Raw genomic sequence first — 22,886 nt, 5'->3', positions numbered from 1 at the left:
TTTTGATTTGAACCGTCAGTAGGCGGTGGTCACCCAATGGAACTCACCAGGCGGCGACCGCGCCGTCGCTGCGGGGATCGGTCGCCCCCTCCAGCGTTCCGTCGGCATGGCGGACGATGGCGCCCGCATGCCCCATGGTGCTCGTGTAAGGATCGAGCAGCTCGACCGTGTGCCCGGCGTCGCGCAGGGCGGCGACCAGGGCGGGGTCGAAGCGGCTCTCCAGCTTCAGCGTCACGCTGTCCTCGCCCCAGGTGCGGCCGAGCAGCCAGCGCGGCGCCGTGACGGCGGCCTGCAGGCCCTGCCCGAACATCGCGTAGCGGGAGAAGACGGCGGCCTGCGTCTGCGGCTGCCCCTCCCCGCCCATGGTGCCGTAGACCATGCCGCGCCCGTCGTCGAAGCGGGCCATTGCCGGGTTCAGCGTGTGGAAGGGCTTGCGCCCCGGAGCCAGCGCGTTCCAGCCGTCCTCCGCCAGTCGGAAGGAGGCGCCGCGGTTCTGCCAGGTTATCCCGGTCTCCGGCAGGACGAGGCCGGAGCCGAATTCGAAATAGACGCTCTGGATCATGCTGACGGCGCGGCCCTGCCCGTCGATCACGCCCAGCCACACCGTGTCGCCGGGCTTGGCGACATGCGGCCAGGGCAGCGCGCGGGCGCGGTCGATGTTCGCCGCCAACCCATCCAGCACCGCGTCGTCGAGGAAGCTCTGCGCCTCCCGCCCCATATAGGCCGGGTCGCCGACCTCGCGGTCGCGGACCAGGAAGGCCTGCTTGGTCGCCTCGATCAACCCGTGGATGTGGTCGAAACCCTCGCCCTCCGTCACGCCCAGCCGGTCGAACAGCGCGAGGATCATCAGCGAGGCCAGCCCCTGCGTCGGCGGCGGGTGGTTGAACAGCCGCGCCCCGCGCACGCCGACCGACAGGGCCGGGCGGCGGTGCGCCGCGTGACCCGCGAGATCCGCCGCGTCCACCGGCGCGCCGGCGCGCTGCAGATCCGCCGCGATGACGGCGGCGAGCGGCCCGCGGTAGAAGCTGTCCAACCCCTCCGCCGCCAGCCGGCGCAGCGTGGCGGCCAGCGCCGGCTGCTTCAGCGTCGCGCCTTCCAGCGGCACGGCGCCGCCCGGCAGGAAGGTGTCCGCGAAGCCGGGAACGTCCTTCAGCTCGTGCAGCTTCTGGCGGGTCAGCCCTTCCTGGCTGGCGGTGACCGGGATGCCCTGCTCGGCGTGGGCGATGGCCTCCTCCAGGATGCGGGCGAGCGGCAGCGGCTCGGCCCAGCCGGCGCTGACGGCCAGCGCCTCGCGCCAGCCATCGATGGTGCCGGCGACCGTGTTCGCCGCCAGCGGCCCGCGCCAAGGCACGGTGGCGTGGCCGTGGCGCCGGTAGAGGTCGAGCGAGACGGCCTTGCCCGCCCCGCCGCAGGCGTCGATGGCGACGGGGTCGCGTCCCGGCTCGGCGATCAGCCAGAAGCCGTCGCCGCCGATGCCGGTCATGTGCGGGTAGACGACGGCCAGCGCCGCGGCGACCGCGACCGCCGCCTCGACGGCGGTGCCGCCGTCGCGCAGGATCTGGAGACCGGCCTGGCTGGCGAGATGATGCGGGGAGGTGACCATTCCCCGGCGGCTGCGCGGCGTGTTCAGCATGGGAACCTCAGGGAAGAAGGCCGTGGATCATCCGCGCCGCCGTCAGCCCCAGGAACAGGGCGAAGACGCGGCGCAGGACGCGGGTGTCGAGGCTGTGGGCGAGCCGCGCGCCGAGCGGCGCCATCGCCATGGAGGCCGGCAGGATCAGCGCCAGCCCCAGCAGGTTGACGTAGCCCAGGCTGAAATCCGGGCGACCCGGCACGTTCCAGCCGGTCAGCACGAAGCCCACCGTTCCCGGCACGCCGATGATGAAGCCGAGCGCCGCCGCCGTGCCGACCGCCCGGTGGATCGGGTAGCCGAACAGGGTCAGGATGGGGACGCTGAGCGTGCCGCCGCCGATGCCCATCATCGCCGACATCATGCCGATGCCGCCGGCCAGCCCCTGGCGCGGCGCGCCGCTCGGCAGCCCGTCGGCAATCCGCCACTCCGGCTTGCCGAACAGCATGTGCAGCGTGACCAGGACCGCCATCCCGGCGAACACCGCCGTCAGCACCGGGCCGCGCACCACGCCGGCCACCGCCGTTCCCGCCAGCACGCCGAGGAAGATCGCCGGCCCCCAGGCCCGCAGCAGCTCGCCGTCCACGGCGCCGCGGCGGCGGTGGGCGCGCAGCGACGTCAGCGAGGTGGCGATGATGGTGGCGAGCGAGGTGCCGACCGCGACGTGCATGCGCACGGCGTCGTCCACGCCCAGCACGGTGAACAGGTGATAGAGCACCGGCACGATCACGATGCCGCCGCCGACCCCCATCATGCCGGCCGCCAGCCCCGCGAAACCGCCGGCCAGCAGCAGCCCGCCGCCGAGGATGGGAAGCTGCGGCACCGCCGCGATCCCCAGCCCGGTCACGGGATGCCCCGCCACATCTGCAGAAACCCTCTCATTTTTATGGATATCCGACTTTTTCCGTTGGTTTCCCATCCCTTTGCGAACGCCGTGCCAACCGGCAGACCACTGCGTAATTCGGTTCGGCGGAAGGGCTAATGCGGCGCGGCGCCAGGGCCGGAAATCGCCCTAATGTTGGGCAAACGGATGGATGGAAGGGCCACGCGGCCGCTGGAAAACGGCGGCCAGCCCGTTGATAAACAACACATAATTGTGAGTTATGAGCGGATCGGCCTTCCGCTTGATTCCTGCGCAACCTCTGCCTGCCGCACGGGCATTCATCAGCATACTGACGATATGACGATGCTCGTGAAGAGCCCGTGCATGCCCCGGCGCGGCGACGGCGGACCGCCCCCGGAGCCCCTGGAAACCCCTGGTTTTCGCCCTGGCTTCCATGTTCGTGCACAAATCGGCGGCAGGGTGCCACGCCACGCCGCCGCGTCGTGAATCATCAGTATACTGCGGAAAACAGAGCGCCGACGGGCGGCGGGCGCATGCCGTGGTATGCCGTATTGTGCGTATTTTGACCACCGAATGCCCAACAGGCGGTCATTCGTCAGTGTGCTGAAGTTTTGTGCGCCCCGGCGACGCCATCCCGCCTTGGCATGACGCTTGCTGAAAGAACGGCCAGATAAAAATCAGCGCAAGAAGGTGGGTTATGTCAGAGACGCACACGTTCGACCTCGTGCTCCGCGGCGGACGGATTCTCGATCCGGCCAACGGGCTGGATCTGGTCGGCGATCTGGCGGTCGCGAAGGGCCGCATCGCGGCGGTGGCGGAACGGCTGCCCGACGATGCCGCCGACACCATCCTCGACGTGACCGGAAAGCTCGTGACGCCGGGCCTGATCGACACCCACGCGCACGTCTTCGAGAAGGTCACCGGGCGGTTCGGGCTGAACCCGGACATGGTGGGCGTGCGCTCCGGCGTGTCGACGCTGGTCGACCAGGGCGGGCCGAGCCTGATGACCCTGCCGGCCTTCCGCCGCTTCATCGCCGAGCCGGCGCGCTCGCGCACGCTGTGCTTCCTGTCGGCCTATCTGGTCGGCGGGCTGGAGGGGCACTATTACCCGCAGCTCTACCGCCCGGATTGCGTTGATGTCGACGCCACCATCCGCGTCGGGCGCGAGAACCGCGACATCGTCAAGGGCATCAAGGCCCACGCGGAGGTCGGCGGCGCCTCGCGCTGGGGCCTGGATGTGATCAAGCAGGCCAAGCGCATCGCCGACGGCATCGGCGTGCCGCTCTACGTCCATCTCGGCCAGCTCTGGCCGGAGGTCGAGGGCGGCGAGGCCGTCGATCCCGACATGCTGGTGGAGGAGCTGGTCCCGCTTCTGGATTCGCGCGACATCCTGGCCCACCCCTTCACCCGCCACCCCGGCGGCTTCATCTCGACCCGCACCGGCGAGGTGCATCCGGTCATCTACAAGGCGCTGGAGCGCGGCCTGACCGTGGACGTCGGCCACGGCTCGCATTTCAGCTTCGAGATGGCGCGGCGGACGCTGGCGGCGGGCATCCTGCCCTACACGCTGGGCGCCGACCTGCACGGCTACAACGTGAAGGCCCCGACGGCGGGCGCCGGCGGCGACCGCGAGGCCAACCCCTTCTACGGCGTCGCCCCCTTCAGCCTGACCCACGCGATGACCGAGCTTCTGACGCTCGGCATGGCGCTGGGCGACGTGCTGAAGACGGTGACCAGCAACCCCGCCGCCATGCTGGGCATGGCCGACGAGATCGGCGCGCTGACCCCGGGCATGGCCGCGGACGTGGCGGTGCTGGAGGTCAAGGCCGGCCGCTGGCAGCTCAGCGACAACAGCGGCGAGCGGGTGACCGCGCCGGAGATGATCGTTCCGGCCTTCTCGCTGCGCGACGGCGTGGTGCAGGAGGTCGACAGCCCGCTGCTGCCGAAGCCGATTCCGGCGGCGGCGTAACGCGGCGGACTCGCCCCCACCCTAACCCTCCCCCGCTTCGCGGGAGAGGGTGCCTTCGGCGAAGCGGCGGCAGTCCCCTCCACCTCGCAGAGGGGGAGGGCTAGGGAGGGGGCACCGTCGGCACCCGAACACCCCACCATCCGACAAGGACTCCGCCCATGTCCGAAGCCGCGCTTGCCTTCTGGATGTTCGAGGTCCCGGCCCGTTGCCGCGACGCCGAGGGGCGGCGGCTGGGCAAGGCCCGCGCCCTGCTGCTGTCCCACCCGCAGCGCCAGCAGCGCATGATGTTGGAGCTGGCCCACGACACCCCGCTCGCCATGGGAAGCCGCGTCGTCACACGGCGCGCGGCCTTCGTGGTCGAGCGGTGCGAGGGCGAGTCCGGCTTCGGCTTCCGGCGCTACGCCGTGCGCTGCGTCGGGACGCGGCCGTCCCCGTGATAAAAGCCGCGCGCGGCTGATCCACATCAAGGCGCCGGGGGGGGCTTGGCGGCGAATATTAATCGAACGATTAATAACCCGCTTCGGAGACTCCCATGACCACCCCCGCCCCCGCGCCGCATGAGGGCCTGTGCGCGAAACTCCTGCGCGGCTGGCGCGGCGCGCGGTCCCTGAACGCGCTTCAGGCACTGGCGCCGCACGACCGCGACCGCGTGCTGGCCGACGCCGGCCTGACCGACCTGACCGCGCCGGCCGTGCTGCGCGCCGGCCATGTCGGCGCGCTGCTGCCCGCCGCGATGGCGCTGCACGGCGTCAACGGCGCCGCGGTGGAACAGGACCGCCCCGACCTGATGAACGATCTGCAGCGCGTCTGCGCGCTCTGCCGCAGCGCCCGCACCTGCCGCCATCTGCTCGCCGAGGGCTGCACGCAGCCGGAGCACGCGCTGCTCTGCCCCAACGCCGACACGCTCGACGCGCTCCGCTGAGGAGCGCCCCGAGCGGGCGCAAAACCTCTCCGCGAAAAATCCCTCCGGAAAATCCCCAACCGCCTTCGTCGGAAAAGCGATTGACAGCGCCGCGACGTGACCGTTAGCATCCCTGAATAATTAATTGGCCGTATAATAAAACACGGGAACGGTTGCCGCATCGGACGGCATGCGTTCCCGCAACGGGCCGACGCGCCCACGCCGAGAGCGGCGGGGCGCCGACAGGGAATCGTCATTCGCCGTCATCGCGACATCACCGTCGAACGCGGAGGGAGAGATGAGAAACGTGGTACTGGGCGGCCTGCTGTTGACCGGCGTCGCCGCGTCGGTTCCGGCGCAGGCGCAGGACACGGTCAGGATCGGGCTGGTCCAGCCGCTGACCGGATCGGTCGCCTACAACGGCAAGTCCGTGGTGGAAGGCGCCCGGCTCGCCGTCGAGGAGATGAACGCCGCGGGGGGCGTCCTCGGCAAGAAAATCGAACTGATCGTCGAGGACGGCCAGTGCACCCCGGCCAACTCGGTCAACGCCGTCGAGAAGCTGGTGCAGAAGGACAAGGTCGTCACGCTCGTCGGCGCCTTCTGCAGCTCCGCCACCGCGGCGATCATGCCGGTGGCCCAGAAATACAAGCTGCCGCTGATCACCGGCGTGTCGTCGAAGGCCAGCCTGACAGAGCAGGGCAACCCTTACTTCTTCCGCGCCGCCGAGACGGACGCGCTGATGGCGGAGGCCTTCGCCAAGATCCTCGCCAACGACCTGAAGCTGACCAAGGTCGCCTACATCGGCGTCAACGACGATTGGGGCCGCGGCGGGGTCGAGGAATTCTCCCGCGACCTGACGGCGCTGGGCGTCAAGACGGTGCTGACCGAGTATTTCGACCACGGCGCCACCGACTTCTTCACCCTGCTGACCAAGCTGCGCGCCGCCAAGCCGGACGGCGTGTTCGTCGCCGCGGAGACGCAGGACGGCTCCATCCTGGTCAAGCAGATCCGCGAGATGGGGCTGGACACCAAGGTGTTCGGCGTCGGCTCCTGGGCCACCGCCGACTTCATCAACCTGACCGGCGAGGCCGCGGAGGGCATCCACGCCGCTGTCCCCTACGCCTCCAGCATGGACACCCCACGCAACCAGGCGTTCGTCCAGAAATATCAGGCGAAGTACGGCATCAAGCCCGGCAAGTACGGCGCCGCCGGCTACAACGCCCTGAACATCGCCGGGCAGGCCATCGCACGGGCCGGCGGCACCGACGCCGAGGCCATCCGGGCGTCGCTCGCCAAGACCAGCTACGAGGCGCCGAACGGCGTCTACAAGTTCACCGACAAGGGCCAGGCCTACGGCTTCGAGGCGGTGCTGGTGCGGATTGAGAAGGGCGAACCGAAGGTGATCGCCTCCACCCCGGTGGACGCGCCGCACTGACCGGCGGACGCCGCCAGGGCCGTCGCATTTGGCCAAATAGCCCTCTCCCCTCTGGGGAGAGGGTGGCCCGAAGGGCCGGTGAGGGGGATGTGCAAGACGATACGTCCGGCAAAAGCACAACCCCCTCACCCTAACCCTCTCCCCGCTTTCGGCGGACCAAAGGTCCGCCTGCCGCGTCAGCGCAAACTTCGTTTGCGCGTGAGCGGAGGGGAGAGGGGACTTCAAATGCGATTAACCCTGGGCACACCGATCCAACGCACCGTTTGTGCGGGCCTGCTTTTGCGAGAACGTCATGGATCTCTTTCCGCAGTTCCTGGCCAACGGGCTGGTGATGGGCGTGTTCTACGCGCTCTCCGCCCTCGGCCTGACGCTGATTTTCGGCCTGATGCGCGTGGTCAACTTCGCCCATGGCGAGTTCTACATGCTGGGCGGGGTCAGCGGCTGGTTCGTCACCAATTACCTGGGCCTCGATTTCTTCAGCGGCCTGGTCGTGGTCGCCGCCTTCATGGCCGCCGTCGGCTGGCTGGTCGACCGCTTCCTGATCGAGCGGGTGCGCGGCCAGGGTGAGGAGCCGGGCATCCTGCTGACCATCGGCCTGTCGATCTTCCTGGTCAACGGCACGCTTCTGCTGGTCGGCCCGGCGCCCATGAAGGTGGCGGGCGCGATGGCCGAAGGGCCGCTGTTCTTCGGCCCGATCGCGGTGACCAAGCTGCGCCTGCTGGCCGTGGCGGTGGGCATCGCGCTGATCGTCGGCGCCCATCTGCTGATCCGCCGGACCCGGCTGGGGGCGGCGATGCGCGCCACCTTCCAGGACCCGATGGCGGCCAGCCTCGCCGGCATCCGCACCGGCCACGTCTACGCCGCCACCTTCGCGCTGGGCTGCACGCTGGCCGCGCTGTCGGGGATGCTGCTGGCCTCCATCTACTCCGCCCAGGCGTCGGTCGGCGGGCTGATCAGCCTGAAGAGCTTCGTCGTGGTGATCCTCGGCGGCATGGGCAGCTTCGCCGGCGCCATCGCCGGGGGCCTGCTGCTGGGCGTCGCCGAGGCGATGTGGGGCGGCTACGTCTCCATGGGCATGGTGGACGTGATCGGCTTCGTCCTGGTCATCCTGATCCTGCTGTTCCGGCCCCAGGGCCTGTTCTCGATCCGCACGGAAAGGGCCTGACATGACCCTGGAACGCAACATCCTCCTGGCCTTTCTGGCGGGGGCGGCGCTTCTGCCCTTCGCGGTGACGGACCAGTACATCCTGCACCTCGCCATCATGGCGTTGTTCTACGCGGTGCTGGCGAGCAGCCTCAATCTGGTGGTCGGCTATGTCGGCGAGTTCTCGCTGGGCCACACCGCCTTCCTTGGCACCGGCGCCTACACGGCGGCGCTGCTGTCCACCCAGGCGGGGATGCCGATGTGGATGACGATCCCGCTGGCCGGGCTGGTCTCCGCCGTCTTCGGCTTCGCCATCGGGGCGATCACGCTGCGCCTGCAAGGCCCTTACTTCGTCATCGTCACCCTGTCCTTCGCCGAGGTGCTGCGCATCGTCGCCAACAACTGGATCGCGGTGACCAACGGCCCGATGGGGCTGGCGGGCGTCGGCCAGACCCTCTTCGGGGACGTCACGGTCACCGACAAGGCCGGCTTTTTCCTGATCGTGCTGGGCATCGCCGCGGTGGCGCTCTACCTCTCCTACCGCTTCGTTTATTCCAACGCCGGCCGGGCGGCGGTGGCGGTGCGCGAGAACCGCTACGTCGCGCAGTCCATCGGTGTCGATCCCTTCGGAACGGCCATGCAGGCCTTCGTGCTGGGCGCCTTCCTGGCCGGCTTGGCCGGTGGCTTCTACGCCCACTACATCTCCTTCGTCGGGCCGGAGGTGTTCCGCTTCGCCTTCATGGCGACGATGATCATCATGGTCCTGCTGGGCGGCAAGGGCACGCTGATCGGCCCGCTGGCCGGTGCGGTGATCGTGACGGTGCTGGAGGAATATCTGCGCGAGGTGCAGGAACTCCGCCTCACCCTGTTCGGGCTGATCGTCATGGCCATCGTCCTGTTCCTGCCCAACGGCCTGATGGGCTTCATCGCCCTGCGCCGCGAGCAGCAGGCCGCCAAGCCGACCCTCAACGCCGCGAAGGAGCGCACCGTATGACGGCGACCACCCAGCCGACCACCGAACGGCAGCCGCTGCTGCGCGCCGACGACCTGACCATGACCTTCGGCGGCATCACCGCGGTGAAGGACTTCAGCTTCCACATCGACCCCGGCGAGATCGTCGGCCTGATCGGCCCCAACGGCGCCGGCAAGACGACCTGCTTCAACATGCTGACCGGCTTCTACGCGCCGAGCAACGGGCGGGTCCGCTTCAAGGGGCAGGACATCACCAACCGCAAGCCCCACGCCATCGCCCGGCTCGGCCTCGTCCGCAGCTTCCAGAAGACCAACGTCATGAAGCGGCTGACGGTCTTCGAGAATGTGCTGACCGGCCATTACATGGCGAGCCGGCAATCCCTCCTCGCCACCTTCTTCCCCGGCGAGGCGGTGCGCCGCGCCGAGCGGGAGGCGCGGGAGAGCGCCGCCGCCATCGTCGAGACCATGGGTCTGGCCCAGCGCATGAACGCCCCGGCGCATCTGCTGTCCTGCGGCGAGCTGCGCCTGCTGGAGGTCGCGGTGGCGCTGGCCGCCAAGCCCAGCCTGCTGATGCTCGACGAGCCCGCCGCCGGGCTGAACAGCCACGAGGCCGGGACCTTCGGCGCGGTGCTGAAGACGCTGATCGGGCGCAGCATCGACGCGCTGCTGATCGTGGAGCACAACATGGATCTGGTCATGTCGGTGTCCGACCGGATCGTCGTCCTCAACTTCGGCCGCAAACTGGCCGAGGGCCGGCCCGCCGAGATCATCGAGAACCGGCAGGTCGCCGAAGCCTATCTCGGAAAGGCCGCCGCATGACGCTGCTCTCCGAATTCCCCTCGCCCTCCGCCATCGCGCAGGCCGCCGACGCGCCGGTCCTCGCCGTGGATGGGCTGCACGTCGCCTACGGCTCCACCGCCGCGCTGCACGGCGTGTCGCTGGACGTGCGGGCCGGCGAGACGGTGGCCCTGATCGGCGCCAACGGTGCGGGCAAGAGCACCATCCTGCGGGCCATCTCCGGCCTGCTGAAGGCGCGCTCCGGCACCATCACCTGGAACGGCAAGTCCATCGCGAACCTGCCCGCCGACCGCATCGTCGCCGCCGGCATCGCCCACTGCCCGGAGGAACGGCACGTCTGGCCGAACATGACGGTGCAGGAGAACATCGCGCTCGGCGCCTATCTCTGCCGCTCGCGCGAGGAGGTGCAGCGGCGCATCGGCATGGCCTTCCACCGCTTCCCCCGCCTGCGCGAGCGGTCGCGCCAGATGGCCGGCACGCTCAGCGGCGGCGAGCAGCAGATGCTCGCCATCGCCCGCGCGCTGATGTCGGAGCCGCGGCTGCTGATGCTGGACGAGCCCAGCCTCGGCCTCAGCCCGAAGATGGCCGACGAGGTGTTCGACGTGGTGCGCTCCGTCAACGGCCACGGCGTGACCGTCCTGCTGGTCGAGCAGAACATCCACAACGCGCTGGGCGTCGCCAGCCGCGCCTATGTGGTCAAGACGGGCCGCATCACCGCCAGCCGCCCTTCGGCGGAGCTGCGCGGCGATCCCGACCTGCTGCGCGCCTATCTGGGCGGCTGAGGCCGCCACACGGCGAAAGGCCGTGTCACGAATAATTAAACGAACGACCGAACAATTCTCGGTCGCCGTCCTTCAGGAGGCAAGAGTGCGAACCAACATGCGAATTGGCATCGTCGGCGGCGGCATCGGCGGCGTCGCGCTGGCCGGCAGCCTGCTCCAGCGCGGCTTCGAGGTCCGCCTGTTCGAGCGGGCGCCGGGCTTCGGCGAGATCGGCGCCGGCATCCAGATGACGCCGAACGCGGTGAAGGTCATCAAGTCGCTGGGGCTTCTGGACAAGATGCTGGCCGCCGGCTTCCTGCCGCAATCGCTGGTCGGGCGCAACTGGCGCAGCGGGCGGGAGAGCTTCCGCACGCCGTTGATCGAGACCTGCCCGGTGCTCTACGACGCGCCCTTCATCCACATCCACCGCGCCGACCTGCACGCCATCCTGGCCTCGCTGGTCCCGGACAGCGTCGCCAATTTCGGGGTGGGCTGCACCGGGGTGCGCCAGGACAAGAGCACGGCGGTCGCCAGCTTCAGCGACGGCAGCGAATACGAGGCCGACCTGATCGTCGGCGCCGACGGCGTGCGCTCCGTCGTGCGCTCCGCTTTGTTCGGGCCGGAGGCGCCGCGCTTCACCGGCCACATGTGCTACCGCGCCGTGGTGCCGACCGGCGGGGTGGTGGACTACGTCAGCCCCGACGCCTCCTTCTGGTTCGGGCCGCACAGCCACGTCGTGACCTACTACGTGCGCGGCGGCAACGCCGTGAACATCGTGGCGGTCGCCGAGACCAAGGAGTGGGTCGAGGAGTCCTGGAACGCTCCCAGCAGCAAGGAGGAGATGCTCGGCGCCTTCCGCGGCTGGCACCGCAACGTGGAAACGCTCTTCAGCAAGGTGGATCAGGTCTACAAATGGGGCCTGTTCGACCGCGACCCGATGACGAGCTGGTCGAAGGGCCGCATCACGCTGATGGGCGACGCCGCGCACCCCATGCTGCCCTTCCTCTCGCAAGGGGCGGCCATGGCGATCGAGGACGCCTATGTGCTGGCCGAATCCCTGAAGGGGCACGGCGGCGACGTGGCCTCGGCGCTGCGCGACTACGAGGCGGAGCGGCTTCCCCGCACCAGCCGCGTCCAGCTGGAGGCGCGGGAGCGCGGGCGCACCTACCACCTGCCCTCCCCGCTGGCCCAGGCGAAGCGCGACTTCATGTACTGGCTGCGCGGGCTCTTCAACCCGCAGGCCACCGGCATCCAGGCCAACTGGGTCTACCAGTACGACGCCCGCGCCTTCCGCCCGAACCTCTCCGACAAGCCGCGCCTCGTGGCGTGATGCCCCCTCCTTAACCCTCCCCCTCTGCGAGATGGAGGGGACTGCCGCCGCTCCGCAGAAGGCACCCTCTCCCGCAAGAGCGGGGGAGGGCCGGGGTGGGGGCCAGCTGCCAGAAGACTTCCTCAAGGACCGACCATGACCAACAAGACCTACCGCATCGGCCAGATCGTCCCCAGCTCCAACACGACCATGGAGACGGAAATCCCGGCTATGCTGACCGCCCACGCGCTGGCGCACGGCACCCGCTTCACCTTCCATTCCAGCCGCATGCGCATGAAGACGGTGAAGAAGGAAGAACTCGCCGCCATGGACGCCGAGTCCGACCGCTGCGCGCTGGAGCTGTCGGACGCCCGCGTCGACGTGCTGGGCTACGCCTGCCTCGTCGCTATCATGAGTATGGGCAAGGGCTATCACCGCGTCTCGCAGGAGCGGCTGCACGGGCGGACCGCGGAGAACGGCGGGACGGCCCCGGTCATCACCAGCGCCGGCGCGCTCGTCGACGGGCTGCATGTGCTGGGCGCAAAGCGCATCGCCCTGGTCGCCCCCTACATGAAGCCGCTGGCCCAGCTCGTCGTCGATTACATCGAGCATGAGGGCGTGCAGGTCGTCGATTGGCGGGCGCTGGAGATTCCCGACAATCTGGAGGTCGGGCGCCACGACCCGTCCCGCCTGCCGGGCATCGTCGCCGGCATGGACACCGCCGGGGTGGACGCCGTGGTGCTGTCGGCCTGCGTCCAGATGCCGTCGCTGCCCGCCATCGCGCAGGTCGAGGCGATGACCGGCAAGCCGGTGCTGAGCGCCGCCGTCGCCACCACCTACGCCAAGCTGAAGGCATTGGGCCTGCCGACGCGCGTTCCGGGGGCCGGCGCCCTGCTCTCCGGCGCCTACTGAGCGGGGAGGTACGCCATGACCAGCAGCACCTACCGCTACGGCGCGAACGTCCGCGCCAACGGCATCCGCCAGCATTACCTGCGCTACGGCGGCCAGGGGCGTCCCGTCGTCATCGTTCCGGGAATCACCAGCCCCGCCGTCACCTGGGGCTTCGTGGCGGAGCGCTTCGGGCGCAACTTCGACACCTACGTGCTCGACGTGCGCGGGCGCGGCCTGTCGGAGGCGTCGGACGCGCTCGACTACGGGCTGGACGCCATGGCCGCCGACGTGGCGGCCTTCGCCGCGGCGCTGGGCCTGCGCGACTACGCGCTGGTCGGCCATTCCATGGGCGCGCGCATCGGCCTGCGCGCGGTCAGCCGCCACGGCGCCGCCCCAGCGCGGCTGGTCATGGTCGATCCGCCGGTCTCCGGACCGGGCCGTCGCCCCTACCCGGCACAGCTTCCCTGGTACGTGGACTCCATCCGCTTGATGCGCGAGGGCGCCGACTTGGAGGCGATGCGGCCCTTCTGCCCGACCTGGACGGAGGACCAGCTCCGCCTGAGGGCGGAATGGCTGCACACCTGCGACGAGCGGGCCATCGTCACCGCCTTCAACGACTTCCAGACCGACGACATCCACGCCGACTTCCCGCGCATCCCCTGCCCGGCCCTGCTGATCGCCGCCGGGCGCGGCGACGTGATCCGGCCCGAGGAGGAGGCGGAAATCCGCAAGCTCCAGCCCGAGCTGGCCGTGACCCGCGTCGAGGGGGCCGGCCACATGATCCCCTGGGACGACGAAGAGGGCTTCTACCGCGCCTTCGGCACCGTCCTCGGCACCGCCGTCTGACCGCCCATCCGGAAAGGGACACGCATCATGCCCGTCAGTGACGCCGATATGGTCCGCGCCTGGACCCATGTTCTGACCCTGTCGAAGCTGAAGCCGCAGGAGGTGGTCACCGTCCTGACCAGCGACGGCACCCACCCGCAGACCCTGCGCACCGCCCTGATCGCCGCCTCGAACCTGGGCGCGCGGGTCAACCGGCTGGACCTGCCGCCGGTGAACGCGGAGCACGCCCACAGCCGCGACAGCCTCGCCTATCTCGGCACCACCCCGCTGACCGGAAACCGCGCCGCCATGGCCGCGCTGAAGGAAAGCGATCTGGTGCTGGACCTGATGACGCTGCTCTTCTCGCCGGAGCAGATGGAGATCCTGGAGAGCGGCACCAAGATTCTGCTGGCCGTCGAACCGCCGGAGGTGCTGGTCCGCCTGCTGCCCAGCCTGGAGGACAAGGCGACCGTCGGCGAGGCGACCGCGCTGCTGAAGGCGGCGAAGGAGATGCACGTCACCTCGCGGGCCGGCACCGACCTGCGCCTGCCCATCGGCGAGTTTCCGACGGTGCAGGAATACGGCTTCGTCGACGAGCCGGGGCGCTGGGACCATTGGCCGAGCGGCTTCGGCTTCACCTTCCCCAACGAGGGGCAGGCGAGCGGGCGGATCATCCTCGACAAGGGCGATATCCTGCTGCCGATGAAGTCCTACCTGACCTCCCAGATCGAGATGACGGTGGAGAAGGGCTACGTCACCGCCATCACCGGCGGCTTGGACGCCGACCTGCTGAACGACTACATGGACGCCTTCGCCGACCCGGAGGCCTACGCCATCTCCCACATCGGCTGGGGCACGCAAAAGCGGGCGCGCTGGTCGACGCTCGGCCTCTACGACCGGGAACAGACGCTGGGCATGGACGCACGGGCCTTCGCCGGCAACTTCCTCTTCTCGCTCGGCCCCAACAACGAGGCGGGCGGGTCGCGCACCACCGCCTGCCACATCGACATTCCCATGCGGAACTGCACCGTCCGCCTGGACGGGCGCGAGGTCGTCCGCGAGGGCAAGCTGCTCGCCGGAAAGGAACTGGCATGAGTGTTTCGGAACAGGCCGTCTATGAGCGGCAGGGCTTCGGCCGGTCGCTGGGCATCCAGGGCCAGATCGGGTTGCTGATCGTCGATTTCGTCAACGGCTTCGCCGACCCGGCGGTGTTCGGCGGCGGCAACATCGCGCCGGCCATCGCCCGCACGGCGCAGGTGCTGGAGAAGGCCCGGAATCGCGGCTGGTTCGTCGCCCACAGCCGGATCGTCTACGCCGACGACGGGTCGGACGGGAACGTCTTCTCCATCAAGGTGCCGGGCATGCAGACCCTGACCGAGCACGCCGCCATCAGCGCCATCGTGCCGGAGCTGACCCCGGTGCCGGGGGAGCTGGTGGTGCGCAAGACGGTTCCGTCGGCCTTTTTCGGGACCGGGCTGGCGCCGTGGTTGACACAGCGCGGCGTCGAGACTCTTTTGATCGCCGGAGCGACGACGAGCGGCTGCGTCCGGGCCAGCGTGGTGGACGCCATGTGCCACGGCTTCCGCCCGGTCGTCATGGCCGATTGCGTGGGCGACCGCGCCCTGGCGCCGCACGAGGCCAACCTGTTCGACATCGGCCAGAAATACGGCGACGTGGTTCCGGCGGAGCGCATTCTCGCGCTATGAGGATGGAGCAGGGTTGAAAGAGGGATCAGGCGTTGCACCATGTTAGACTTTCCATCCGAAGCGTGCCGCCGGGAGTGAGATGAGCCGACCGATGAGCAAAGTCCAGGACAGCGCGCCCGTCGCCGACACCGCGCCGGAGAGCGGCCCGGCGCGGGGCCGCCCCGCGCGCGGCCGCCGGGCCGGGCCGGGCCGTCCGGAGGGCACCAGCAACGTGCGCGACCAGATCCTGGACGCGGCGGAGCTGGAGTTCGCCAACCTCGGCTACGCCGGCACCAGCCTGCGCAACGTCGCCGACCGGGCCGAGGTGACCCAGGCCCTCATCAGCTACTATTTCGGGTCCAAGCACGGGCTGTTCGAGGAGGTCTTCCTGCGCCGCGGCCGGAAGATCGCCGACGAGCGCATGGAGCGGCTGGAGGCGCTGCGCCGCGGTCCCGCGCCGCCGCCGGTGCGCGACATCGTCTACGCCTTCCTGATGCCGGCGCTCGCCATGCGCGAGACGGAGGGAGGCCGCACCTTCATGCGGCTCCAGGCCCGGCTGCACACCGAGCCGCCGGAGATTTCCTACAAGCTGCGCAACGAGGCCTACGACGCCTCGACCCGCATCTTCGCCGCCGCGCTGAAGGAGGCGTTGCCGCATCTGTCGGAGCGGGACGTCTACTGGCGGATGACGCTGATGATCGGCGCCTATCTCTACGCCTTCTCCGACACCCACCGGCTGGAGGAGCTGGCGCCGGGCATCTGCAACCCCGGCGACCCGGACGAGATCATCACGGAGATCAGCAGCTTCGTCAGCGCCGGAATGCTGGCCCCGGTGCCGGAACCGGCGCGGGCGCCGGGGCGGAGGAAGCGGGGGTAAGGTTTATTTTTGGAGAGTGGTCGCCTTGGTGCCCCCCTCCCGACCTCCCCCCGCTGCGCAGTGGGAGGAGTTAAGCCCTCCCCTGCGCAGCGGGGGAGGGTTTGGGTGGGGGCTCCGCCGCAACCACTCACCCCACCCCACCCGTCGATCCCCGCGCCACGCAGGTCCCCGACAGCACCACCTTGCGCGTCGCCCGCTCCGGGTCGTCGAGCCGCTCGAACAGCAGAGTCATCGCCGCCCGCCCGATCTCGTGGACCGGCTGTTCGATCACCGTCAGGCCGGGGCCGACCAGCTCCGTCCAGGGCTCGTTGTCGAAGCCGGCCACCGCCAGATCGCCGGGAATCGTCAGCCCCAGCGTCCGCGTCGCCTTCACCACCCCCATCAGCAGCAGGCTGTTGCTGACCATCACCGCGTCCGGCATGGCGCCGGAGCGCCGCGCCTCCGCCAGCCAGCGGGCGATCTCCGCCTCCGCCGCCTCGGCGGTCGGCGGGACGAAGCGCGCCTCCGCGTGCAGCCCGTGGGCGGCCAGCGCCGCCTGATAGCCGGCGTGGCGCTCCACCGCCGTGGTGCTGGTGTTGCCGAACAGGCCGGCGATGCGGCGGTAGCCCTGACCGTGCAGGTGGTCGACCAGCAGGGCGGCGGCCTGCGGGTTGTCCAGCACCACCGAATCGAACCGCCCGGCCGGCGCGCTGCGGTCGATCAGCACCACCGGAAAATCGAGGTCGGCCCGGTCGAGCTGGGCAAGAGTTGCGCGGGTCGGCGCGAAGATCAGGCCGGTCACCCGCTCCTCCTGCATCAGCCGCAGGTACATGGCCTCCCGCTCAGGGTTCTCGTCGGTGTTGCACAGGATCACCCGCATGCCGGCCTGGAAGGCGGCGTCCTCCACCGCGCGGCTGACCGCGGTGAAGAAGGGGTTGCGGATGTCCGAGACGATCAGCCCGATGGTCTGGGAATGCTGCGACCGCAGCCGCCGCGCCGACAGGTTCGGGCGGTAGCCGGTGGCCCGCACCGCGTCCTCCACCCGCGCGCGCAGCGCGTCGCTGACCGGGCCGTTGCTCAGCACCCGCGACACCGTGGCGACCGAGACCCCGGCCTCGCGGGCGACATCCTTGATACCGACGGCCTTGATGCTGGTGGCTTTGACGCTGTCGCTCATGATGATGCGGTCACCGATCCGTCGTGAAACTGTTTCTGAAATCGTTTCCATCCCTTAGGGCCATTTAACCGCCCCATACGGCACAGTCTGCCCGAAGGAGTCCGTGGATTCAATGCAAACTCCGTTGACAGACCCAGATGTAATCGTTTTCAATAACAGCGCTGCAAGGACGACACCCAAGACCGCCCGGCGCCACACCGAACGGAGGAGACGGACCCGCCATGGCCCCCGACGCCAACACCGCCATCATGCCCACCGATCTGCTGCGGCCCGATCTGCTGCGGCTGAACGCCAGCCCCGCCGGCAAGGAGGAGGCGATCCGCGAGGCCGCCCAGCTCCTGATCGCCGCCGGCTGCATCGATCCGGCCTACGCCGCCAGCATGCTGCGCCGGGAAGCGGTGGCGAACACCTTCCTCGGCCACGGCGTCGCCATCCCCCACGGCATGGTCGAGGACCGCGGCATGGTCCGCCGCAGCGGCATCGCCGTCCTCCAGGTGCCGGGCGGCATCGACTGGAATCCCGGCCAGACGGCCCATCTGGTGGTCGCCATCGCCGCCCAGTCCGACGCCCACATCGCCGTGCTGCGCCGCCTGACCCGGCTGATGCAGGACGAGGCGCGGCTGACCGCCCTGTTCACCGTCACCGACCCCGCCACCCTCGCCGCCGCCCTCGGCGAGGACGCCCCCGTCGCCGCCCCGGCCACACCGGGCAGCGATCTGGCGGAGCGCTTCGACTGGGTGGTCGACTACCCCACCGGTCTGCACGCCCGGCCGGCCACCGCCTGGGTGGAGACGGCGCGCGCGTCGGCCGCCCGCATCCAGGTCCGCCACGGCGATCTGGTGGCCGACGCCAAGGCGCTGGTGGCGCTGCTCCAGCTCGGCCTGCGCGCCGGCGACAGCGTGGTCGTCTCGGCGGAGGGCGAGGACGCCGTGGCGGCGCTCGCCCGCATGAAGGCGACCATCACCCGCCTGACCGCGCGCGAGAAGGCGGACGCCGCCGCCGCGGCGCAGAAGTCCCGCGCCCCCGCGCGCGGCTGGACGCCGCCGAACCCGCTGCCCGCCGTTCCGGGGATCGCCGCCAGCCCCGGCCTCGCCATCGGCCCGGTGCATGTGCTGCCGCGCGCCGCGGTGTCCGTGCCCGACGAGCCGGTCCCGCTGATCGAGGGCGGCGACCGCCTGCACGAGGCGCTGAGCCTGACCCGCCAAACCCTGAAGGCGCTGGCCGACGACACCGCCCGGCGGCTCGGGCCGTCCGAAGCGGCGATCTTCACCGCCCAGGCGGAAATCCTGAACGACACCGACCTCGTGACTCTGGCCTGCCAGCTCATGGTCGAGGGGCACGGCGTCGCCTGGTCCTGGCATCAGGCGGTGGAGCGCACCGCCGCCGGGCTGGCCGCGCTCGACAACCCGGTGCTGGCGGCCCGTGCCGCCGACCTGCGCGACGTCGGCCAGCGCGTGCTGGCGCGGATTGACCCGGCGCTGCGCGCCGGCGGCGCGCCGGACCTGCCGGACACCCCCTGCATCCTGATCGCCGAGGACCTGTCGCCCTCCGACACGGCGGCGCTGGACATGGCGCGGGTGATCGGGCTGGCGACGGCGCAGGGCGGCCCTACCTCCCACACCGCCATCCTGGCGCGCACGCTGGGGCTTCCGGCCATGGTGGCGGGCGGCGCGGCGCTGATGGAGCTGGCGAACGGCACCCCAGCCATCCTCGACGGCCAGACCGGGCGCCTGCACCTGTCCCCCGCCAAGGCCGACACCGCCGACGCCCGCGCCTGGATCGCGCGGGAGGAGGCCCGCAAGGCGGAGGAGGAGGCCCGGCGCGGCCTGCCCGCCCGCACCAGCGACGGCCACGCGATGGAGATCGGCGCCAACGTCAACCGTCCCGATCAGGTGGCGGTCGCCCTGGCGCAAGGCGCGGAGAGCGTCGGGCTGATGCGCACCGAGTTCCTGTTCCTGGAGCGCGGCGACGCCCCGAGCGAGGACGAGCAGTACGAGACCTACCGCGGCATGCTGACCGCCCTGGAGGGCCGTCCGCTGATCGTCCGCGCGCTGGACATCGGCGGCGACAAGCAGGTGCCGCACCTTCAGCTTCCCCACGAGGAGAACCCCTTCCTCGGCGTGCGCGGCGCCCGCCTGCTGCTGCGCAGGCCCGAGCTTCTGGAGACGCAGCTTCGCGCCCTCTACCGCGCTGCCAAAGATGGTGGGGCCAAGGACGGCGGCGCCCTGTCGATCATGTTCCCGATGATCACGGCGCTGGGCGAGGTCCAGGCCCTGCGCGCCGCCTGCGAGCGCATCCGGGGGAGCTGGACGCACCGGCCGTGCCGCTGGGCATCATGGTCGAGGTTCCGGCGGCGGCCATCCAGGCCGACGTCCTGGCCCGCCATGTCGATTTCTTCTCCATCGGCACCAACGACCTGACCCAATACGCGCTGGCCATCGACCGCCAGCACCCCGAACTGGCGGCGGAGGCCGACAGCCTGCACCCCGCCGTCCTGCGGCTGATCCGTATGACGGTGGAGGGGGCGGAGCGGCACGGCCGCTGGGTCGGCGTCTGCGGCGGCATCGCCGGCGACCCTTTCGGCGCGGCCCTGCTGACCGGGCTCGGCGTGCGCGAGCTGTCGATGACGCCGCGCGACATCCCCGCGGTGAAGGACCGGCTGCGCGGCAGCGACCTGTCCGCCCTGAAGGACGCCGCGCAACGGGCGCTGGAGTGCGAGACCGCCGACGCGGTGCGCGCGCTCGACGGAGGTGCTGCATGAGCACGCCCGAAGACGACATCCGGCCCGTCGTCACCGTCACGCTGAACCCGGCCATCGACCAGACCATCACGGTGGAGGCGCTGCGCCCCGGCCATGTCCACCGGGCCAGCGCCGTGCGGCGCAACGCCGGCGGCAAGGGCGTGAACGTGGCGAGCTGCCTCGCCGACTGGGGCACGCCGGTGGTCGCCACCGGCCTGCTGGGCAGCGGCAACGCCGCCGCCTTCGAGGCGCTGTTCGCCGCCAAGGGCATCGCCGACCGCTTCGTCCGGCTGCCCGGCGAGACGCGCGTCAACGTGAAGATCGCCGACCTCGCCGCCGCCGACACCACCGACCTCAACCTGCCCGGCCTGACCGCCGATGCCGACGCGCTCGACCGCGTCCGCCGCACCCTGCGCGAGCTGGTCCTGCCGGACACGCCGGTCCTGCTGGCGGGAAGCCTGCCGGACGGGCTGCCGGCGGACAGCTACGCGACGCTGACGGCGGACCTGCGCGCCCAGGGCGCCCGCGTCGTGCTGGACAGCAGCGGCCCGCCGCTGGTGGCGGCGCTGGCCGCCCCGGACCTGCCCTTCTGCATCAAGCCGAACCGGCACGAGCTGGAAGCCTGGGCCGGCGCCCCCCTGCCCGCCACCGCCGACCTGCTGGAGGCGGCGCGCGGCCTGCACCGCAGCGGCGTGGCGGTCGTGGTGGTCTCGCTGGGGGCGGACGGTGCGCTGTTCGTGGCCGACGGTCCGGCTCTGCACGCCCGGCTGCCGGCGGTCAACGCGCTGAGCACGGTGGGGGCCGGCGACGCCATGGTGGCGGGGCTGATCGCCGCCTTCGGCGCGGACGCGCCGCTGGACGGCGTCGCCCGCCTGTCGGTGGCCTTCGCCACGGCGAAGCTCGGCTGCTTCGGACCCAACCTGCCGGGGGCGGACGCGGTCCGCGCGCTGGCCGGACAGGTCGAACTCTCAACGCTTTAATGAACGGGGAGCGGGTGACCGCTCGGGAGGAAACCATGGCGAACATGTTGGCCGTGATCGCGGCGGGCGATCTCAGCACCCAGGCCGTCCTGGCCGCCGAGGCGCTGCGCAAGGCCGCGGCGGCGCTCGGCCACACCATCCAGGTGGAGGTGCGCTCCAGCCTCGGCGTGCGCAACACGCTGCCCGCCGGGGCGGCGCAGGGCGCGCAGGGGGTCATCCTCGTCGGTTCCGGCGATCTGGGCGAGGAGCGCTTCGCCGGTCTGAAGCGCAGCGCCGCGGCGCTCGACGCCGTGCTGCGCGACGCGCAGGCCGTGCTGGAGCAGGCGTTGGCGACCGCCCCGGCCCAAGCGCCGGCGCGAACGGGGACGAAGAAGATCGTCGCCATCACCTCTTGCCCCACCGGCATCGCCCACACCTTCATGGCGGCGGAGGGCATCCAGCAGGCCGCCCAGGCGCTGGGCCACGCCGTGCGGGTGGAAACCCAGGGCTCGGTCGGCGCCCGCGACACGCTGACCGAGCAGGAAATCCGCGAGGCCGACGTGGTGCTGATCGCCGCCGACACGCAGGTGGACCTCGCCCGCTTCGCCGGCAAGCGCGTCTTCAAGAGCGGCACCAAGCCCGCCATCAACGACGGGCGCGCCCTGGTCGAACGCGCCCTGGCCGAGGCGCAGCCCCACGGCGCCGCCCCGGCACCGGCCGACGGCGTGGCGGCGGGCAAGGCGGAGCGGGCGGCGGCGCAGCGCACCGGCCCCTACAAGCATCTGATGACCGGCGTGTCCTTCATGCTGCCCTTCGTGGTGACCGGCGGCCTGCTGATCGCCATCGCCTTCGCGCTCGGCGGCATCTATGTGTTCGAGGACAGCCAGCAGGGCACGCTGGGCAACGCGCTGTTCCAGATCGGGGCCAAGGGCGCCTTCGCGCTGATGGTCCCGGCGCTGGCCGGCTACATCGCCTTCTCCATCGCCGACCGTCCGGGCATCACGCCGGGCATGGTCGGCGGCATCCTCGCCGCCAACCTCGGCGCCGGCTTCCTCGGCGGCATCGTTGCGGGCTTCATCGCCGGCTACGCCACCAGCTTCCTCAACCGCAACATCCGGCTGCACAAGAATCTGGAGGGGTTGAAGCCGGTGCTGATCCTGCCGTTGCTCGGCTCGCTGATCACCGGCCTCGCCATGATCTACGTGGTCGGCGCCCCGGTGGCCGAGGCCCTGGCGGTGCTGAGCGCCTGGCTGAAAGGCATGCAGGGCAGCAGCGCCATCCTGCTCGGCCTGCTGATCGGCGCGATGATGGCCTTCGACATGGGCGGGCCGGTCAACAAGGCAGCCTACGCCTTCTCCACCGGCCTGATCGCGTCCCAGGTCTACACGCCGATGGCCGCCGCCATGGCCGCCGGCATGGTGCCGCCGCTCGGCCTCGCGCTCGCCACCAAGCTGTTCGCCAACCGCTTCACCCGGGAGGAACGGGAGGCCGGCAACGCCGCGGGCATCCTGGGCATCGCCTTCATCACCGAGGGCGCCATCCCCTTCGCCGCCCACGACCCGCTGCGCGTCATCCCGGCGCTGGTGCTCGGCGCGGCGCTGACCGGCGCCATCTCCATGGGCATCGGGGCGGAGCTGAAGGTTCCGCACGGCGGAATCTTCGTCCTGCCCATCCCCAACGCCGTAACCCATCTGGCTGGCTACGTCGTGGCGCTGGTCGCCGGGACGGTCACCACCGCGGTCGCATTGCGGTTCCTGAAGCGTCCGGTCAGTAGCGTGGTGACCGCGTAACAGCGCTGCGAAAGCGTCGATGAGATGAAAACGTTTACATAACCCCTGGACAGAACGCCTCGTCAGCCCTATCTTTCTATTGCTGCCTCGGCAGCACGCTCTATAGGGCGTTTCCTCCCTAGACTCAGGCCACGTGCGGTTCCCGTGCGTGGCTTTTTTTTGTCCGGCGCGTTTCGTCTGTTCGGCGTGCGGGGCCGGTC

The 22,886-nt window shown here is 70.5% G+C and carries 21 protein-coding genes; 18 read left to right on the top strand and 3 right to left on the bottom strand.

What is annotated here, in order from left to right:
• Nucleotides 1-43: 43 nt before the first annotated feature.
• The gene (locus ACWPN5_RS09540; RefSeq protein ID WP_492295291.1) at nt 44-1,633 is read right to left on the bottom strand and encodes a gamma-glutamyltransferase family protein; all 1,590 of its coding nucleotides are present in this window, start codon (nt 1,631-1,633) and stop codon (nt 44-46) included.
• Nucleotides 1,634-1,640: 7 nt separating this feature from the next.
• Nucleotides 1,641-2,492, bottom strand: a complete 852-nt coding sequence (locus tag ACWPN5_RS09535; protein WP_247888549.1) for a sulfite exporter TauE/SafE family protein — start codon at nt 2,490-2,492, stop codon at nt 1,641-1,643.
• A 679-nt stretch (nt 2,493-3,171) separates the two neighbouring features.
• On the opposite strand from ACWPN5_RS09535, the gene ACWPN5_RS09530 reads away from it, so the two are divergent.
• The 14 genes from ACWPN5_RS09530 (at nt 3,172) to ACWPN5_RS09465 (ending at nt 16,041) form a co-directional block, all read left to right on the top strand.
• Nucleotides 3,172-4,443: an amidohydrolase/deacetylase family metallohydrolase gene (locus ACWPN5_RS09530; RefSeq protein WP_145690928.1), complete on the top strand. Its 1,272-nt coding sequence runs from the start codon at nt 3,172-3,174 to the stop codon at nt 4,441-4,443.
• A 158-nt stretch (nt 4,444-4,601) separates the two neighbouring features.
• Nucleotides 4,602-4,880, top strand: a complete 279-nt coding sequence (locus ACWPN5_RS09525; RefSeq protein ID WP_145690930.1) for a hypothetical protein — start codon at nt 4,602-4,604, stop codon at nt 4,878-4,880.
• Nucleotides 4,881-4,975: 95 nt separating this feature from the next.
• Complete coding sequence (locus ACWPN5_RS09520; RefSeq protein WP_492295290.1) at nt 4,976-5,365, top strand: hypothetical protein; 390 nt, start codon at nt 4,976-4,978, stop codon at nt 5,363-5,365.
• 277 nt (nt 5,366-5,642) lie between these two features.
• Nucleotides 5,643-6,779, top strand: a complete 1,137-nt coding sequence (locus ACWPN5_RS09515; protein ID WP_145690936.1) for an ABC transporter substrate-binding protein — start codon at nt 5,643-5,645, stop codon at nt 6,777-6,779.
• A 292-nt stretch (nt 6,780-7,071) separates the two neighbouring features.
• Nucleotides 7,072-7,944: a branched-chain amino acid ABC transporter permease gene (locus ACWPN5_RS09510; RefSeq protein ID WP_492295289.1), complete on the top strand. Its 873-nt coding sequence runs from the start codon at nt 7,072-7,074 to the stop codon at nt 7,942-7,944.
• Between the two features lies 1 nt (nt 7,945).
• Nucleotides 7,946-8,917, top strand: a complete 972-nt coding sequence (locus tag ACWPN5_RS09505; protein ID WP_492295288.1) for a branched-chain amino acid ABC transporter permease — start codon at nt 7,946-7,948, stop codon at nt 8,915-8,917.
• On the top strand, nt 8,914-9,714 hold the full coding sequence (locus ACWPN5_RS09500; RefSeq protein ID WP_492295287.1) for an ABC transporter ATP-binding protein: 801 nt from the start codon (nt 8,914-8,916) through the stop codon (nt 9,712-9,714). The genes ACWPN5_RS09505 and ACWPN5_RS09500 overlap by 4 nt, the downstream gene beginning before the upstream one ends.
• Nucleotides 9,711-10,475 (top strand): ABC transporter ATP-binding protein, encoded by a 765-nt coding sequence (locus tag ACWPN5_RS09495; protein ID WP_492295286.1) that lies wholly within the window; start codon nt 9,711-9,713, stop codon nt 10,473-10,475. The genes ACWPN5_RS09500 and ACWPN5_RS09495 overlap by 4 nt, the downstream gene beginning before the upstream one ends.
• An 85-nt stretch (nt 10,476-10,560) precedes the next feature.
• The gene (locus ACWPN5_RS09490; protein WP_492295285.1) at nt 10,561-11,784 is read left to right on the top strand and encodes an FAD-dependent monooxygenase; all 1,224 of its coding nucleotides are present in this window, start codon (nt 10,561-10,563) and stop codon (nt 11,782-11,784) included.
• A gap of 135 nt (nt 11,785-11,919) precedes the next feature.
• A complete protein-coding gene (locus ACWPN5_RS09485; protein ID WP_114861281.1) occupies nt 11,920-12,675 on the top strand; it encodes a maleate cis-trans isomerase family protein in 756 nt (251 codons plus the stop codon).
• 15 nt (nt 12,676-12,690) lie between these two features.
• Entirely contained in the window at nt 12,691-13,500 is an 810-nt protein-coding gene (locus tag ACWPN5_RS09480) for an alpha/beta fold hydrolase (RefSeq protein ID WP_492295284.1), read from the top strand.
• 27 nt (nt 13,501-13,527) lie between these two features.
• Nucleotides 13,528-14,574 (top strand): 2,5-dihydroxypyridine 5,6-dioxygenase NicX family protein, encoded by a 1,047-nt coding sequence (locus tag ACWPN5_RS09475; protein WP_145690982.1) that lies wholly within the window; start codon nt 13,528-13,530, stop codon nt 14,572-14,574.
• Nucleotides 14,571-15,185: an isochorismatase family protein gene (locus ACWPN5_RS09470; RefSeq protein ID WP_145690990.1), complete on the top strand. Its 615-nt coding sequence runs from the start codon at nt 14,571-14,573 to the stop codon at nt 15,183-15,185. The genes ACWPN5_RS09475 and ACWPN5_RS09470 overlap by 4 nt, the downstream gene beginning before the upstream one ends.
• Before the next feature lie 91 nt (nt 15,186-15,276).
• Entirely contained in the window at nt 15,277-16,041 is a 765-nt protein-coding gene (locus tag ACWPN5_RS09465) for a TetR/AcrR family transcriptional regulator (protein WP_145690998.1), read from the top strand.
• A gap of 127 nt (nt 16,042-16,168) precedes the next feature.
• On the opposite strand, the gene ACWPN5_RS09460 is transcribed toward ACWPN5_RS09465, so the two are convergent.
• Nucleotides 16,169-17,197 (bottom strand): LacI family DNA-binding transcriptional regulator, encoded by a 1,029-nt coding sequence (locus tag ACWPN5_RS09460; protein WP_492295283.1) that lies wholly within the window; start codon nt 17,195-17,197, stop codon nt 16,169-16,171.
• A gap of 221 nt (nt 17,198-17,418) precedes the next feature.
• Here ACWPN5_RS09460 and ACWPN5_RS09455 point away from each other — a divergent pair, with 221 nt between their 5' ends.
• From ACWPN5_RS09455 to ACWPN5_RS09440, 4 genes are read left to right on the top strand one after another with little or no spacing between them, the layout of a single operon-like run.
• Nucleotides 17,419-19,617: an HPr family phosphocarrier protein gene (locus ACWPN5_RS09455; protein ID WP_492295282.1), complete on the top strand. Its 2,199-nt coding sequence runs from the start codon at nt 17,419-17,421 to the stop codon at nt 19,615-19,617.
• Nucleotides 19,518-19,958 (top strand): putative PEP-binding protein, encoded by a 441-nt coding sequence (locus ACWPN5_RS09450; protein ID WP_492295281.1) that lies wholly within the window; start codon nt 19,518-19,520, stop codon nt 19,956-19,958. The genes ACWPN5_RS09455 and ACWPN5_RS09450 overlap by 100 nt, the downstream gene beginning before the upstream one ends.
• On the top strand, nt 19,955-20,917 hold the full coding sequence (gene pfkB, locus ACWPN5_RS09445) for a 1-phosphofructokinase (RefSeq protein WP_492295280.1): 963 nt from the start codon (nt 19,955-19,957) through the stop codon (nt 20,915-20,917). Before ACWPN5_RS09450 ends, pfkB begins: the two co-directional genes overlap by 4 nt.
• 35 nt (nt 20,918-20,952) lie before the next feature.
• A complete protein-coding gene (locus ACWPN5_RS09440; RefSeq protein WP_492295279.1) occupies nt 20,953-22,686 on the top strand; it encodes a fructose-specific PTS transporter subunit EIIC in 1,734 nt (577 codons plus the stop codon).
• Nucleotides 22,687-22,886 lie beyond the last annotated feature (200 nt).

The organism is Azospirillum sp. UENF 211521, from assembly GCF_058780535.1.
Note: the sequence above shows the minus strand (reverse complement) of the source record. Positions and strands in the feature narration are given on the sequence as shown.

Bases quoted from the DNA above. Each gene is read 5' to 3' on its own strand.
- ACWPN5_RS09520 (WP_492295290.1), top strand. From the start codon at position 4,976: ATGACCACCCCCGCCCCCGCGCCGCATGAGGGCCTGTGCGCGAAACTC.
- ACWPN5_RS09475 (WP_145690982.1), top strand. From the start codon at position 13,528: ATGCCCGTCAGTGACGCCGATATGGTCCGCGCCTGGACCCATGTTCTG.
- ACWPN5_RS09480 (WP_492295284.1), top strand. From the start codon at position 12,691: ATGACCAGCAGCACCTACCGCTACGGCGCGAACGTCCGCGCCAACGGC.
- pfkB (WP_492295280.1), top strand. From the start codon at position 19,955: ATGAGCACGCCCGAAGACGACATCCGGCCCGTCGTCACCGTCACGCTG.
- ACWPN5_RS09515 (WP_145690936.1), top strand. From the start codon at position 5,643: ATGAGAAACGTGGTACTGGGCGGCCTGCTGTTGACCGGCGTCGCCGCG.
- ACWPN5_RS09460 (WP_492295283.1), bottom strand. From the start codon at position 17,197: ATGAGCGACAGCGTCAAAGCCACCAGCATCAAGGCCGTCGGTATCAAG.
- ACWPN5_RS09510 (WP_492295289.1), top strand. From the start codon at position 7,072: ATGGATCTCTTTCCGCAGTTCCTGGCCAACGGGCTGGTGATGGGCGTG.
- ACWPN5_RS09495 (WP_492295286.1), top strand. From the start codon at position 9,711: ATGACGCTGCTCTCCGAATTCCCCTCGCCCTCCGCCATCGCGCAGGCC.
- ACWPN5_RS09465 (WP_145690998.1), top strand. From the start codon at position 15,277: ATGAGCAAAGTCCAGGACAGCGCGCCCGTCGCCGACACCGCGCCGGAG.
- ACWPN5_RS09440 (WP_492295279.1), top strand. From the start codon at position 20,953: ATGGCGAACATGTTGGCCGTGATCGCGGCGGGCGATCTCAGCACCCAG.
- ACWPN5_RS09530 (WP_145690928.1), top strand. From the start codon at position 3,172: ATGTCAGAGACGCACACGTTCGACCTCGTGCTCCGCGGCGGACGGATT.
- ACWPN5_RS09540 (WP_492295291.1), bottom strand. From the start codon at position 1,633: ATGCTGAACACGCCGCGCAGCCGCCGGGGAATGGTCACCTCCCCGCAT.
- ACWPN5_RS09505 (WP_492295288.1), top strand. From the start codon at position 7,946: ATGACCCTGGAACGCAACATCCTCCTGGCCTTTCTGGCGGGGGCGGCG.
- ACWPN5_RS09455 (WP_492295282.1), top strand. From the start codon at position 17,419: ATGGCCCCCGACGCCAACACCGCCATCATGCCCACCGATCTGCTGCGG.
- ACWPN5_RS09470 (WP_145690990.1), top strand. From the start codon at position 14,571: ATGAGTGTTTCGGAACAGGCCGTCTATGAGCGGCAGGGCTTCGGCCGG.
- ACWPN5_RS09525 (WP_145690930.1), top strand. From the start codon at position 4,602: ATGTCCGAAGCCGCGCTTGCCTTCTGGATGTTCGAGGTCCCGGCCCGT.
- ACWPN5_RS09500 (WP_492295287.1), top strand. From the start codon at position 8,914: ATGACGGCGACCACCCAGCCGACCACCGAACGGCAGCCGCTGCTGCGC.
- ACWPN5_RS09485 (WP_114861281.1), top strand. From the start codon at position 11,920: ATGACCAACAAGACCTACCGCATCGGCCAGATCGTCCCCAGCTCCAAC.